This is a genomic window from Marinomonas ostreistagni (assembly GCF_016461785.1).
GTDB classification, from domain to species: domain Bacteria; phylum Pseudomonadota; class Gammaproteobacteria; order Pseudomonadales; family Marinomonadaceae; genus Marinomonas; species Marinomonas ostreistagni_A.
Genome location: NZ_JAEMUH010000019.1, coordinates 21350 through 34045, shown reverse-complemented (window position 1 = coordinate 34045; position 12696 = coordinate 21350). Strand labels below are relative to the sequence as shown.

Below are 12696 nucleotides of genomic sequence, written 5' to 3'. Positions count from 1 at the left end.
AAATGCTCAAATAAGAAGCCAATTCTATGGAAAAACCGAATCTCGATATTTTAGGCCGGAATCTACAAGCCCTACGCCTTAAGAAAGGCTTGTCTTTATCACAACTTGCGCAAGATGCAGGCATCGCCAAATCCAATCTGTCTAGGATTGAACAAGGGGGTGGCAACCCAACTCTTGAAACGATCTGGCGCTTAGCAGTGCAGCTCAATGTGCCTTTCAGTGACTTAGTCGCCAGAGTACCTGCCTCATTGGGTGAAAATGGCATCGAAGTAAAGTTGATCGACCAAGGTACTGACAACCCAAGAGTCGATGTTTACTGGATGTCATGTGCTCCTAACACAATCAAACTGTCTGAGCCTCATATCACTGGATCGATTGAATCAATCACCATCATCAGTGGCGAATTGCTTGCTGGTGAGGAACAGGATCTACAAAAGCTTGGCGCTGGCGATACATTTACTTTCTCAGCAGATAAATCTCACTGTTACCAGACTGGGGATTTATGGACGACCTTGATCATGGTGATCACCTACCCTAAACAGGAGCAGTCAATATGAGTAGCATTGCACAACCCTTATCTATGACGCCTTGGAAACAAGGTGTTAAAGATGCGATTCCTCTACTTGGTGGTTATATTCCTGTGGCCATTTCGTTTGGTTTGATCTCCGTTCAATCAGGTTTCAGTGTGCTCGAAACCATTTTGATCTCGACCTTTATCTACGCCGGTGCTTCACAGTTTTTATTTGTCGCCATGGTGGCCTCTGGCGCTCCTCTTTGGCTGGTGATTATCATGACATTACTGATCAATGCACGACATGTGGTGTATGGCCCAAACTTAGCCCCCTACTTAACTAAAGACGCCCGTTGGGGGCCACTCATGCATGGTCTAACGGATCAGATCTTCGCCATCGCCCACACACGCTTACCGCAAATGCCCAGTGAATCACGTATTGGCTGGTACACCGGAGCCGCAACGCTGGCGTGGTTAAGTTGGATTGGAGGCACGGCTTTAGGGGCGATTGCCGGGGATGAATTAATGCAGCGCTGGCCATTAATAAATGAGGTCCTACCGTTTGCTTTGCCAGCTTTGTTCTTTGTACTCATCGTGCCTCGTTGCAATAACCTACAGTGGACGGTGACTATTGCAGGTGCCGCAGCCTCTGCCATGCTGCTGAAAGTCTTTGGTTTTCCAAATATCGCTATCCCGGCGGCAGCCTTGTGCGGTGCTCTAGCGTTCTATGCACTTAAGTTCACCGGCAAACCAGGAGCGCACTCATGAGCAACACGATTTGGATTACCCTACTTACCATCGCTATCGGTACGTATTTGATTCGACTGTTGCCATATCTATGGATGGCACGAAAACTAGAAAGAGAGAACACTCAAGAAGGCATTGCCAATATGCCAAGTTGGTTGTCGATTTTGGGACCAACGATGATCGCGGCTATGTTTGGTACCTCACTTGTACCTGGGAACCCTTCCGTGACAACGTGGTTTGCAACCTTTGTGGGAGTCATGATGACTTACTTAGTCTGGCGTCGAACGCGCTCGATGGGCTGGCCTATCTTTTCCGGCGTTGCGGTATTTGGCGTAGTTGTGGTGCTCTTAGGTTAATTCACTTTTACAAAAACGAGGCCAGCTATCTCAGCTGGCCTCGTTTTATTTGCCAAATTATGCGGCCGCAAGTCGCTGCACGGGCTGCTCCTTAATTGGCCAATGAAGGATACTTGCAATCAAAGCCAATACAGCACTTAACCACCAAACTACATCGTAGCTTCCGTTCATTTCATACAGAACACCACCCAGTAATACACCACAGAAACTGCCAATTTGGTGACTTAAGAAAACAACGCCGTATAACAGCGCCATATAACGGGTGCCAAACAGAACTGCAATCAGTCCCGATGTTGGTGGAACTGTTGCCAGCCAGAACAAGCCTAGCAATACACTGAAGCCTAATACACTAAAGGTGCTGGTAGGTAGCAGCATAAAGACAACGATCGATAAAGCACGGACAAAGTAAATAATCCCTAATACCAGCGACTTTGAGTATTTTCCTGACACAATCCCTGCAACATAAGAGCCAATCACGTTACATAACCCAATCACCGCAATGCTCCACGTACCTAGCCAAGGATCGAAGCCTAAGTCACGTAGATACGCGGGCATATGTACCGTCACAAACGCTAATTGGAAGCCACAGACGTAAAACCCTGCCGTTAATAATAGAAATGAGCGGTTATTGAGTGCTTCCCATAACGCCTCTAAAAGCCCTTGAGAAGGTCCATTATTTGAAGAACTGGCATTAGCACCTGAATATGGTGTGAGTGGCATGGCAAAAATCGCCATAGACAAGGCACTTGCCCCTAGTACCAACATGGCCATCTCCCAACCTAGAGAACCCAATAATTGCTGTGCAATCGGCACAACGAAGTACGCCAACCCCCACTCGACCCATCATGGCTCCAAAAGCTGTGCCCCCCACATAAAGCCCCATACTTTTACCTAAATGTGCTGGATCAATCTCTTCTGCTAACCACGCCATGGCAACCGCAGGCACGCCACCTAATAACAACCCCATCAAGGCTCTTAGGATTAAAAAGGCACTCCAATCTGTCATTAGGGAAGACACCACACATAAGCCTGCCGTCAATAGCATCGAAACGCACATCAATCCTTTACGACCTAGGGATTGGGAAAATGCACCCGCCAGTACAATGGCAAACGCTAGCACTCCAGTAGTGTAAGACAAGGTCAAAGAACTCTGTGCTGCGGAGACAGTAAACTCCTTGGCGAAAATAGGTAGCAAAGGCTGAACGCAATATATAAGGGAGAAACTGGAAAAACCTGCAAGAAATAATGCCCAGCCCGCACGGCGATAGGCAGTCGCCCCTTGCTCGATAAATACAAGCGAGGCATTGCTATTATCACTGTTAAGCTGGGTAGAAGATTGGGAAAGATAGGATTGCGATGTACTCACTTTAAGGTCTCCTTTTTAAAGTGAGACCATTTTAGAGCGCCACTAATAAGCGCTCTAATATATGGTACTATCGTATTCCATACCTAAAAAGTATCAACATGAATAACTCAACTCATCACCAGCCAGAAGCTGACGCATACCATCAAGGCGCCTGAGATTCGATTCATGGTGCGAATATTGTCTGAGTGACTTAGCAGGTGCTTTAGGCTTTTACCACCGATTGAGTAAATGCTCATGCAAATAAACTCTATTATTAAAATCACAGCCACAAGACTGGCTAACTGTGTCGCTAACGATTGGCTGCTATCGATAAAAGGCGGTAATAAAGAAATCATAAACGCCCACCCCTTAGGATTCGCCACGGCAGTCACAAATCCTTGAAGCATTAACTGTACATTGCTGCCGCTCTTTTGTTCATCGTTATGAGCTGACAAAGCTAGACTGCCCTTCGAGCGCCACATAGAAATGCCCAAATACAGCAGATACGCACCACCTGCGTATTTAAGCATGGTAAACAGCCACGGGTAGCTGTCGATGATCGACGCGACCCCTAATGCAGCGGCAAGTGACACTAACCCAATGCCGATTAATTCACCCAACATCATCCAAAGTGTGCGCAGATAACCGACTCTTAAGCCAAGACTCAAGGCCAACGTCATACACATTCCGGGAGTGATAGAGACAAAAAAGAAGGTCGGAATAAACACACTGAGTAAGACTAAATTCATTTCATTTTCTCACGAGCTGGTAAGGGGATAAGGACTAAAAATGTACCCCAAAACTTACGCTACTTTCTTAGCGAAATTGGCTTGACCCAAAACCCAAAATGCATGAATAATTTCATTAATCTTAAATTTGAGACATTAATCATGCAGCAACCCGCCCTTGATCGATATGACATCAGCATTCTTAACTTACTTCAGCAAAACAGCCAAATACCCCGTATTGAGCTTGCCGAGCAAATTGGATTGTCTTCGTCCCAGTGTTTTCGTCGAATTAAGCGGCTAGAAGAGGAAGGTGTAATCGACCACTATGTTGCAGTCGTAAACAAGAAAAAAGTCGGCATTGATGTTTCCGCCGTGATCATGGTGCAGTACCGGAAAAGCGAAGTCGATGCACGCAAAAGAACCATCGAACTGATTCAGAATCACCCCTTAATTCATGAGTGTCACTCCATCACAGGGGAAGACGACTTTATGCTGCACGTCTACTGTAAAACCATGGAAGAGTTTAACCACCTGATAAACGACACCTTACAAGCCAGCTTTATCTCCGGTTTGCACACTTATATGCTGCTGTCGTCGATTAAAAGCAAACAGGCATTGCAGGTTTAAGCACATTGATTATCTATGAAATAAGAATGTTGTTTGATGAATAGCTAAGTCTTGCTCAGTGTTTTAATTTATGAAAAACCAATCTTTCATATGTTAAAAATATCCCTATGGAACTAAGACATATTCGCTACTTTTTGGCGGTAGCCGATGAAAAAAACATGACCCGCGCGGCGGCTAATCTAGGCATCAATCAACCGCCTTTAAGTCAGCAAATTAAGGATTTAGAACGGGAAGTAGGCGCGGCTTTATTTCATCGCATCCCGCAAGGAGTGGAACTAACAGAAGCCGGTGAAGTATTTTACCAAGCCGTTAAAGATCTACCCGCCACAGCTCAGCATGCGTTGCACATAAGCCAAAGAGCAGCAAAAGGGCTATCCGGTAGTTTACACCTCGGCTTCACCGGAACCGCCGCGCTGAATCCAAAGATCCCAGCCACCATAAAAGCCTTTCAAGCGGCGTATCCAGAGGTAGAGTTGGTAATCAAGGAGGCCACGGCATTAAAACTGGTTGAGCTGTTGCTACACAAAAAGTTGGATATTGCCATTATTCGACCATCGAGCTCCGATGATCCAAGTTTGTATATCCGCGAGATCATCGAGGAAGAGCTAATCGCGGTACTACCGAGTGATCACCCCCTAGCCGCAACAGCAGAAAACGCAACCCTTGCCTTACAGGAACTGGCTGACTCCCCATTTATCATGACCGCAAGAGAAGACGCCATCAGCCTGCACGATGCGGTGCTGGAAAACTGTCGAGCAGCAGGCTTTGAGCCCAAACTCGGTCCCGCCGCACCTCAAATCGCCTCCATACTATCCCTCGTTGCAGCGAATCTAGGCGTGTCTCTATTGCCTGATTCCATGCGACAGCTGTCCATTGCAGGCGTTACCTTCCGACCCATTGCTGCCCCAACACCTAAGGTCAGCCTCGCTTTGGCTTATCGACAACGCCACCCGACTCCAACAACCTTAAATTTTGCGTCGATTCTTCGGGAGCTCAGCTTAGATTAATGATTAAACAGCTGCTCTAGCTGTCGGAGTATCCACTGTCCGGCTTCACCAAAATGCTGATCCCGTCGTTTTATCACGCCCACTTCGACTAGGGTGGACTGCGGGATGTTTTGAGTGGACAAGCTAATCAGAGAATCACGATACCAAGGGGAAAGCGCTATGTGTTCTGGCACCAACGCCCAACCAAGCCCCATGGACACCATTTCAGAGATTTGATAATAACTGTCGATGTGCCAGTAGTTAGACGTCAGCGGTGCCGCTCGGTTTTCTCCTAAACGGTCGCAAATCACCAACTGGCGAAAAGCTTGCAACTGGGACAAATTAGGGGATGCCTTTCTGCAAAGCGGGTGATCTTTGGCAACAATTAGAGTTTGTTTAAAATGACCTACAGAATGAAATTCTATGTCATCGTCTAACTGACTTGATCGGAACAACACCCCCATAGTGGCTCTGCCAGATAGCACCGCGGCGGCAATATCGTTTCTAGAGCCATGTGTGAGAGTTAGCTTTAAATTTGGAAATTGCTCAGCCAATCGCGCGAAAATGGTTTGAAAGCCAACGAGTGGGACCGCCTCATCTCCTGCAATGACTAACTCAATATCTTGACCTGCTACGGCAGCCATGGCTCTGGCATTTAATCTATCTCGCTGAGCCAATACAAACCGAGCCTCAGTTAGCATTTCTTGGCCAAAGGGGGTTAGTGTCGGCGTATGCAAAGAACGGTCGAATAGTTCAGACCCAAGATCTAACTCTAAATCAGCGATCGCAGTACTCACTCGGGATTGGGCTTTACCAAGTTTACGTGCAGCCGCTGAGAAAGAACCTTCTGTTGCGGCCATTTCAAAGATCTTTAATTGATCAATTGTCCAATTCAAACTCTCTTACTCCTGCGCCACTCCATCTCTTTTTGAGATGAACACTAACTTTGGTTCATCTTATTTTCATTTAATAATATATGGATATCAACTTCAGGTGACATCATGGAACACGCATCTATTTCCATCACAGGCTCTGTTCAGCGAACTTTTTGGTGGTTTGCCATCCCATCGGTGGCGGGCATGCTGGTCAATGGACTTTATCAAGTCATTGATGGCTTGTTTGTTGGACACTATGCCGGAGCAAATGGTCTTGCAGCCATGAACTTAGCTTGGCCAATCCTTGGTCTAATCATTGGCTTTGGGATTTTAGTGGGCATGGGGGGCGGTGCCATCATGTCTCAACAACGTGGCGCAGGTGATAAAACAAAAGCGTCCAGTAGTCTAACTGCTTCTTTATGGCTGATTCTATTACTTTCCATCGTCTCCAGTGGCCACTTAGCATTGAGTGGTAGCTATCTACTTACCTTACAAGGCGCTGAAGCAACGGCTTATCAATGGGCCCTTGATTACATCAGTGTTTTTCAATGGGGAGCGATCATGACGATTGCATCAGGTGCTTTGCCCATGCTGGTTCGCAATGATGATCGCCCTAACCTAGCTACGTTATTGTTAGGGATAGGTGCACTGCTTAATATCGTTTTAGATTATTTAATGCTCGGCCATTGGAATTTAGGTTTAAAAGGTGCGGCGATAGCTACGGTAATCTCTCAAGCCACTGTTGCTGTGTTTGCATTGCTTTATTTTTGTTCAAACAAAGCCAGCATTCGCTTAGTGCTGGAGTTTATTAATCTCAAACAACTGATGCAGGTACTGAAAGCAGGCAGCTCTGGCCTAGTGATGTTTCTATACTTTAGTTTTATTGTTGCTGCCCACAATACCTTATTACTTAAATACGGCTCCGTTGAGTATGTAAGTGCCTTCGCAATTATCAATTATATTGCCCTGCTCTATTACTTGATTGCAGAGGGGTTAGCGAATGGTATTCAGCCTCCTGTCAGTTATTACTATGGGGCAAAGCAGCCTAAGCACATAAAAACCACCATGACATTGGCTTTAAAAATCGTCTTAGGCCTTGGCTTATGCACTACACTGATCGCCAACATCTTTTCGGAGCAGTTAATCGGATTATTTACTACTGAACAAACTGGACTGGTTCAAATTACAATTGAAGGCATGCGACTGCATTTATTTGCTTTGTGCTTGGACGGTTTTCTATTCATCGCATCGGTGTATTTCTTGTCTATTGGACAAAACCGTGAAGCCATGCTCGTTGCATTGGGAAATATTGTGATTCAAATCCCTTTCTTGTTGGCCTTTCCTGCATTGTTGGGAACACAAGGAATATGGCTGGCGCTGCCACTATCCAACGTCGTGCTTAGTATTATTGTCGCACCGATATTGATACGGTCTTTAAGTCACCGTACTGAGTCAGTCGTCGAAATGAAAACCAAACAGGGACTGCCCTTCTTTTAAACATCATGACTCAGCAAAGTCCAAGGGAAGCTGTCGAGCTTCTTCTTCGGACTTTAGCATGACACTTAATCCTAATAGACGGATTTCACGTCCATTCTGGCGCTTTAGAACCTGCTCTAATAAATCTCTGAAGTAATCAAGATCCAACTTCTGGTGAACATGCTCAATAGTTGTAAGCTGGAAATCCGCAAACTTTACTTTGATACCCTGCTTAGTGATGCTTTTATCTTTAGTATGACGTCCAAGGCGCTGCTGTAACTCAGGGTATAAGCGCTTCTCGATCACCTGCCAACACTCATCATAACTTGAAATATTGGTGGCAAAAGTTCTTTCAACGCCAACAGATTTGCGTTGACGATGAGGCGTGACTTCTCGCGGATCAATCCCATGACTTCTATTCCAAAGAGAATCACCTAATCGCCCAAAGCGCCTTACGAGCGCTAAGTAATCGGCATTACGAATATCGGAACAGACATAAAACCCAGCGTTATTGAGCTTCTCAAGGCTGACTTTACCGACACCTGGGATTTTGCCAAGTGGCAACTGGTCAATCACAGATTGCACTTGATTAGGCGTAATCACAAATTGCCCATCCGGTTTATTCATATCAGAGGCAATTTTAGCCAAGAATTTGATCGGGGCGACGCCCGCAGAAGCCGTTAGATTTAATTCTGTTCGGATCTCATCTCGTATGGCCTCAGCAATAAGGGTCGCTGAACCATGATGTTGCTGGCAGTGTGTGACATCTAAATAGGCTTCGTCCAAAGATAATGGCTCAATCAAATCCGTATAGCGAGCAAAGATCGCCCGAATTTTAGCTGAGGTATCTTTATAAACCTGCATCCTACCCGGAATCACCGTTAACTGTGGACAAAGCTTCTTCGCAATCGCCGTCGACATAGCCGAACGAACACCGTATTTACGTGCTTCGTAGTTGCAAGTACTGATAACCCCACGTTGCTTTTCATTCCCTCCAACCGCCAACGGAATATGGCGATACTGAGGGAAATCACGCATTTCTACCGACGCAAAGAAGGCATCCATATCAATATGGATAATCTTTTTTTGGTAGCTAGAAGGATTTTGCATGGAGACAATATACTGTTTAAATAAACAGTATTAAGACATATCTCATCGTAGGCTGTCCAGCAGAACTTTTGACTCCACCTTAGCTCCTTAATAACGAAAAAACGCACATTGAGAGCGCTCAAGGTGCGTTTTATGTATCAACTAACCACTACTTAGCAAACAGTTGGCTCATATCTTTAAAGGCTTTGAACTCTAACGCGTTGCCACATGGATCGAGTAAGAACATGGTCGCTTGCTCACCAACTTGGCCTTTAAAACGGATGTAAGGCTCGATCACAAATTTGGTATCGAATGACTTCAAGCGCTCGGCTAAATCTTCCCATTGTTGCCATTCCAATACGACGCCAAAATGCGGGACTGGCACATCATGACCATCCACAGGGTTGGTCGTGGCATTTTCTTGAGAAGGTGTTTTTGGATGGCTGTGAATCACTAGTTGATGGCCGAAAAAGTTAAAATCGACCCAAGCTTCCGCTGAACGCCCTTCCTCAAGACCAAAGACATCGCGGTAAAAAGCGCGGGCTAAAGGTACATCGTAAACAGGGATGGCTAGGTGAAATGGTTGTAGGCTCATTTTGGCTTCCTTTTGTTGGCTAGCTAACGTTAAAACAACGTTTTATCTTGTTGTGGATTCATTCTAATGCTGGAAATGCAGTAAAAAAATCAATATATTTTTTACAGAAACATAAAGGAATTTTATGAATGATTCGAGAATTGAAAACGCTTCTTGTCGTGGCAAAAGAAGGCACTTTCGCCGCCGCTGGTAATAAAATTGGCCTAACTCAAGCTGCGGTCAGCGCTCAGATGCAGCGACTAGAACAAGAGCTTGGATTAAAACTGTTTGATAAGGTTGGACGCAGTGCTGAGTTGAATGCCACCGGTCGCCAGATTCTCGATCAAGCCAAAGACATCATCGATCGCTATAACAGCTTAGGTACTTCCACCGAAACGACCGTTAACGCGTTAACCTTAAAGATCGGCGCCATCTCCTCTGCGCAAAGGCATGCGTTGCCGCATATTTTACAGCACTATTTTCAATCACAACCCAATGTTCGCATTAAGATCTTACCAGGGGTTTCGATCAACCTTGTGGATCAAGTAGACAGCAGCGAGCTAAGCTTGGCTGTGACTATCATGCCACCCTTTCCTTTGCATGCGGATTTGATCTGGCGTCCTTTGGTCAGTGAGCCTTATGTTTGCGTCACCCCTAAGGATTGGGAGTGCCAAGACTGGCGTGAAGCACTCATCACCAAACCTTTTATTCGTTACGACCGAACCTCATTCGGTGGACGACAAGTCGACCGATTTCTTCAACGTGCGGCGGTTGATGTGGATGAGAAATGTGAAGCCGATGAACTAGAAGCCTTGATTGGATTAGTCGCTGCGGGGGCTGGCGTGGCCTTGATCCCAAAAGCGTTTGATTTTTCACCTTGGCAATCCTCCATCACAGAATTGCCCCTTGGCAAACAAACCTTTTTTCGAGAAGTCGGCTTAGTTTACCCAAGGAGCCAACAGCACAACACCGCCATCGCGGAACTGATTCAGACCATTGAGACTTATTACCAACAGCTGGATGAATAACTCCTAGGAAATAGAGTTCAAACGTGCTTCAAACAGCAATGACTCTTTTTCCTCTTCTTCCACTGGAATGGCCTCAAAGTGAACGCTATCTCCAGCCATCTTCTGCGAAAGAAGTGATCCGCCCCATGTTGTGACACATCCCATTTTGGGATATCCACCTATCGTTTGGCGATCTTTGAGCAATACAATCGGTTGTCCATCTTTGGGGATTTGAATTGATCCATAGGCTATTCCTTCTGAGATGATTCCGTCTCCACTGTATGCGATAGAACGTCCCTCCAGTCGATAACCCATCCGATCAAAACTTTGCGATACTTGATAGTTACTCGACAGGAAATGCGCCTTTTCAACACAACTAAAATGTTCGTGCTGATAGCCCATAATCATGGGGATATTGGTCTGGGAATAATCAGGAATCGCATGGCGGGGTACGCGATTCTGGTAGGGTTCCGAATAGGGCTCAAACGCTAATAAATCACCTTTCTGTAGTTTATCACCTTTACCGGTTAAACCACCTACATGTTCGCGCATCACAGTAGAAACACTGCTTAACGCCGCTTCACATTGAAAGCCGCCCTTCACCGCCAAATAAGCTCGTAAACCGTGCTGCGGTTGATGAAAGCTCAAACGATCTCCTGCTTGAATCGCATAGGTTTGCCATACTAAAAGCGGTTTATCGTTCAACTTGGCACCGAGATCAGCACCACACAATGCAATGGTGGTATCAGCAGTAGCTTGAAGCACTAACAGTCCGTAAGTGATTTCCACTTGTGGAGCATTGGGGTTATTATCTAACAATCGATTTGCTAGTCGAAACGCATATTCATCCATTGGACCGCCATTAGACAGGCCCACTGCATGGTAGCCATAACGGCCTAAATCTTGAAGCAAGGATAACACCCCAGGCTTAAGCACTTTAAACGCCATGGAAAGTTCCTCCTAACGCGACGTAATCATCCCTCGAAATAGCTTTGAACTGAATACGGTCTCCCACTTTCATCAAGGAAAGAGATTCGCTACTCCAATCAACCAATTCAATCGGGGTTCTGCCCACTAAGTGCCAACCACCCGGACTGACGCTTGGGTAAACTGCGGTTTGTTTTTCCGCAAACGCGACCGTACCTTTCGCGACTTTTAAACGTGGCGTATCACGGCGCGGCAGTTGTATACGTGGGTCTAGTGTCCCTAGATAAGCATACCCAGGCATAAAACCAATCGCATACGCTCGATATACTCGTTCACTATGTAACGCAATGACTTCTTCGGGTGTTATCTGGCAACGCTCTGCAACATCCAGTAAATCTGGAGCCACTTCAGGGTCATAAAAGACAGGAATCTCAATAGACTTACCTTTCGCCTGTAATGACGGTTCATTAGCAAGCTGTGAGAAAATACATTTAAAGCGCTTTCTGATGCTATGGCGATCATATTGATGACGATCAAATACAACCATTAACGTTGTGTAAGAGGCAATAATATCGACAATGCCAGGGTCATGCTCTAATGCTGCAACCACCAAAGCAATGTATTCCGATACTTCTTCGCTGACTTCTTTAGAAAACTCAAAGAAACACGTCTGACTGTTTAAAAATTGGCACTCAGTAGGAAAATTCATCTTACATTTACCCCTGCAACAAACGTCGAACACGTTTAACCGCTTGCAAGGCATGAGGATTATCGCCATGAATACAAATACTATCCGCATTCACGGCTAAAACTTGATCGGTTTCTGTCGTCACTTCACTACGCTGCAATAGCCCTAGCACTTGTTGTTCAATTAGTTCAACGGAGCTATGAACTGCATCAGTTTGAGACCTTGGCGTTAGCCGTCCATCCGCAGTGTAAAGACGATCAGCAAACGCTTCGTACAATATCGTCAACCCATAGCGCTCGGCATGACGAGAAATAGCTTCCCGCTCAGGTACGGCCATCACCATCAAAGGCAAGGTGTCACTGATTTCTGACACCGCTTGCATGACAATGTCTAAAGTCATTTCATTGGAGGCCATCTGGTTATACAACGCGCCATGAAGCTTCACGTAACTTAAGTTCATACCCTGAGACTGACAAATACCTTGTAAAGCCCCCACTTGATATTGAATAAGCGCTTTTAATTCCGCTGCTGCAATATCCATCTTGCGACGTCCAAAGCCCACAAGGTCTGGGAAGCCTGGATGTGCGCCCACTGATACAGAATGTTGTTTTGCCAAACTGACTGTTTTAGCCATCGTTAAAGGGTCTGAAGCATGAAAACCACAAGCAATATTAGCTTGGTCGACAAACGGCATAATATGTTCGTCTTGCCCCATAACCCAAGCACCAAACGCTTCACCCATATCACAATTTAATAACAT

General features: G+C 45.7%; 16 protein-coding genes. 7 read left to right on the top strand and 9 right to left on the bottom strand.

All coding sequences use genetic code 11. The annotated features are described in order from the left end of the window. Window positions 1–26 precede the first annotated feature (26 nt). Genes JHD44_RS16975 through JHD44_RS16965 form a run of 3 tightly spaced genes read left to right on the top strand, consistent with a single transcriptional unit; the run spans window position 27 to window position 1614 of the window. On the top strand, window positions 27–557 hold the full coding sequence (locus tag JHD44_RS16975) for a helix-turn-helix domain-containing protein (RefSeq protein WP_199463956.1): 531 nt from the start codon (window positions 27–29) through the stop codon (window positions 555–557). Further along, window positions 554–1279: an AzlC family ABC transporter permease gene (locus tag JHD44_RS16970; RefSeq protein ID WP_199463955.1), complete on the top strand. Its 726-nt coding sequence runs from the start codon at window positions 554–556 to the stop codon at window positions 1277–1279. The genes JHD44_RS16975 and JHD44_RS16970 overlap by 4 nt, the downstream gene beginning before the upstream one ends. Next, entirely contained in the window at window positions 1276–1614 is a 339-nt protein-coding gene (locus tag JHD44_RS16965) for an AzlD domain-containing protein (protein WP_199463954.1), read from the top strand. The genes JHD44_RS16970 and JHD44_RS16965 overlap by 4 nt, the downstream gene beginning before the upstream one ends. Before the next feature lie 57 nt (window positions 1615–1671). On the opposite strand, the gene JHD44_RS16960 is transcribed toward JHD44_RS16965, so the two are convergent. The 3 genes from JHD44_RS16960 to JHD44_RS16950 all read right to left on the bottom strand — a co-directional run bounded on the left by JHD44_RS16960 (window position 1672) and on the right by JHD44_RS16950 (window position 3708). Beyond that, window positions 1672–2406, bottom strand: a complete 735-nt coding sequence (locus JHD44_RS16960; RefSeq protein WP_233402267.1) for an MFS transporter — start codon at window positions 2404–2406, stop codon at window positions 1672–1674. Next, window positions 2306–2980 carry an MFS transporter gene (locus tag JHD44_RS16955; protein WP_199463952.1) on the bottom strand — a complete coding sequence of 225 codons (675 nt, stop codon included), beginning with the start codon at window positions 2978–2980 and terminating at the stop codon, window positions 2306–2308. Before JHD44_RS16955 ends, JHD44_RS16960 begins: the two co-directional genes overlap by 101 nt. A gap of 107 nt (window positions 2981–3087) precedes the next feature. After that, the gene (locus JHD44_RS16950) at window positions 3088–3708 is read right to left on the bottom strand and encodes a LysE family translocator (RefSeq protein ID WP_199463951.1); all 621 of its coding nucleotides are present in this window, start codon (window positions 3706–3708) and stop codon (window positions 3088–3090) included. 141 nt (window positions 3709–3849) lie between these two features. Between JHD44_RS16950 and JHD44_RS16945 the strand changes: the two genes are divergently transcribed. Both JHD44_RS16945 and JHD44_RS16940 read left to right on the top strand, forming a co-directional pair. After that, window positions 3850–4314 (top strand): Lrp/AsnC family transcriptional regulator, encoded by a 465-nt coding sequence (locus JHD44_RS16945; protein WP_199463950.1) that lies wholly within the window; start codon window positions 3850–3852, stop codon window positions 4312–4314. Window positions 4315–4421: 107 nt separating this feature from the next. Then, a complete protein-coding gene (locus tag JHD44_RS16940) occupies window positions 4422–5321 on the top strand; it encodes a LysR family transcriptional regulator (protein WP_199463949.1) in 900 nt (299 codons plus the stop codon). Here JHD44_RS16940 and JHD44_RS16935 read toward each other — a convergent pair. After that, a complete protein-coding gene (locus tag JHD44_RS16935; RefSeq protein ID WP_199463948.1) occupies window positions 5318–6196 on the bottom strand; it encodes a LysR family transcriptional regulator in 879 nt (292 codons plus the stop codon). The genes JHD44_RS16940 and JHD44_RS16935 overlap by 4 nt on opposite strands. 105 nt (window positions 6197–6301) lie before the next feature. On the opposite strand from JHD44_RS16935, the gene JHD44_RS16930 reads away from it, so the two are divergent. Further along, window positions 6302–7672: an MATE family efflux transporter gene (locus JHD44_RS16930; RefSeq protein WP_199463947.1), complete on the top strand. Its 1371-nt coding sequence runs from the start codon at window positions 6302–6304 to the stop codon at window positions 7670–7672. A 3-nt stretch (window positions 7673–7675) separates the two neighbouring features. On the opposite strand, the gene dinB is transcribed toward JHD44_RS16930, so the two are convergent. Beyond that, window positions 7676–8761, bottom strand: a complete 1086-nt coding sequence (gene dinB / locus JHD44_RS16925; protein ID WP_199463946.1) for a DNA polymerase IV — start codon at window positions 8759–8761, stop codon at window positions 7676–7678. A 148-nt stretch (window positions 8762–8909) separates the two neighbouring features. Continuing rightward, window positions 8910–9335 (bottom strand): VOC family protein, encoded by a 426-nt coding sequence (locus JHD44_RS16920; RefSeq protein ID WP_199463945.1) that lies wholly within the window; start codon window positions 9333–9335, stop codon window positions 8910–8912. A gap of 128 nt (window positions 9336–9463) precedes the next feature. Here JHD44_RS16920 and JHD44_RS16915 point away from each other — a divergent pair, with 128 nt between their 5' ends. Beyond that, window positions 9464–10342, top strand: a complete 879-nt coding sequence (locus JHD44_RS16915; protein ID WP_199463944.1) for a LysR family transcriptional regulator — start codon at window positions 9464–9466, stop codon at window positions 10340–10342. 3 nt (window positions 10343–10345) lie between these two features. On the opposite strand, the gene JHD44_RS16910 is transcribed toward JHD44_RS16915, so the two are convergent. From JHD44_RS16910 to JHD44_RS16900, 3 genes are read right to left on the bottom strand one after another with little or no spacing between them, the layout of a single operon-like run. Then, on the bottom strand, window positions 10346–11269 hold the full coding sequence (locus JHD44_RS16910; RefSeq protein WP_199463943.1) for a biotin-dependent carboxyltransferase family protein: 924 nt from the start codon (window positions 11267–11269) through the stop codon (window positions 10346–10348). Further along, the gene (gene pxpB, locus JHD44_RS16905) at window positions 11259–11957 is read right to left on the bottom strand and encodes a 5-oxoprolinase subunit PxpB (RefSeq protein WP_199463942.1); all 699 of its coding nucleotides are present in this window, start codon (window positions 11955–11957) and stop codon (window positions 11259–11261) included. Before pxpB ends, JHD44_RS16910 begins: the two co-directional genes overlap by 11 nt. A gap of 7 nt (window positions 11958–11964) precedes the next feature. Beyond that, entirely contained in the window at window positions 11965–12696 is a 732-nt protein-coding gene (locus tag JHD44_RS16900; protein ID WP_199463941.1) for a 5-oxoprolinase subunit PxpA, read from the bottom strand.

What these genes read in the sequence shown, in the direction of transcription:
- JHD44_RS16975 (WP_199463956.1), top strand. Translation starts at nt 27, where the DNA reads ATGGAAAAACCGAATCTCGATATTTTAGGCCGGAATCTACAAGCCCTA.
- JHD44_RS16970 (WP_199463955.1), top strand. Translation starts at nt 554, where the DNA reads ATGAGTAGCATTGCACAACCCTTATCTATGACGCCTTGGAAACAAGGT.
- JHD44_RS16965 (WP_199463954.1), top strand. Translation starts at nt 1,276, where the DNA reads ATGAGCAACACGATTTGGATTACCCTACTTACCATCGCTATCGGTACG.
- JHD44_RS16950 (WP_199463951.1), bottom strand. Translation starts at nt 3,708, where the DNA reads ATGAATTTAGTCTTACTCAGTGTGTTTATTCCGACCTTCTTTTTTGTC.
- JHD44_RS16945 (WP_199463950.1), top strand. Translation starts at nt 3,850, where the DNA reads ATGCAGCAACCCGCCCTTGATCGATATGACATCAGCATTCTTAACTTA.
- JHD44_RS16940 (WP_199463949.1), top strand. Translation starts at nt 4,422, where the DNA reads ATGGAACTAAGACATATTCGCTACTTTTTGGCGGTAGCCGATGAAAAA.
- JHD44_RS16930 (WP_199463947.1), top strand. Translation starts at nt 6,302, where the DNA reads ATGGAACACGCATCTATTTCCATCACAGGCTCTGTTCAGCGAACTTTT.
- dinB (WP_199463946.1), bottom strand. Translation starts at nt 8,761, where the DNA reads ATGCAAAATCCTTCTAGCTACCAAAAAAAGATTATCCATATTGATATG.
- JHD44_RS16920 (WP_199463945.1), bottom strand. Translation starts at nt 9,335, where the DNA reads ATGAGCCTACAACCATTTCACCTAGCCATCCCTGTTTACGATGTACCT.
- JHD44_RS16915 (WP_199463944.1), top strand. Translation starts at nt 9,464, where the DNA reads ATGATTCGAGAATTGAAAACGCTTCTTGTCGTGGCAAAAGAAGGCACT.
- JHD44_RS16910 (WP_199463943.1), bottom strand. Translation starts at nt 11,269, where the DNA reads ATGGCGTTTAAAGTGCTTAAGCCTGGGGTGTTATCCTTGCTTCAAGAT.
- pxpB (WP_199463942.1), bottom strand. Translation starts at nt 11,957, where the DNA reads ATGAATTTTCCTACTGAGTGCCAATTTTTAAACAGTCAGACGTGTTTC.
- JHD44_RS16900 (WP_199463941.1), bottom strand. Translation starts at nt 12,696, where the DNA reads ATGTTATTAAATTGTGATATGGGTGAAGCGTTTGGTGCTTGGGTTATG.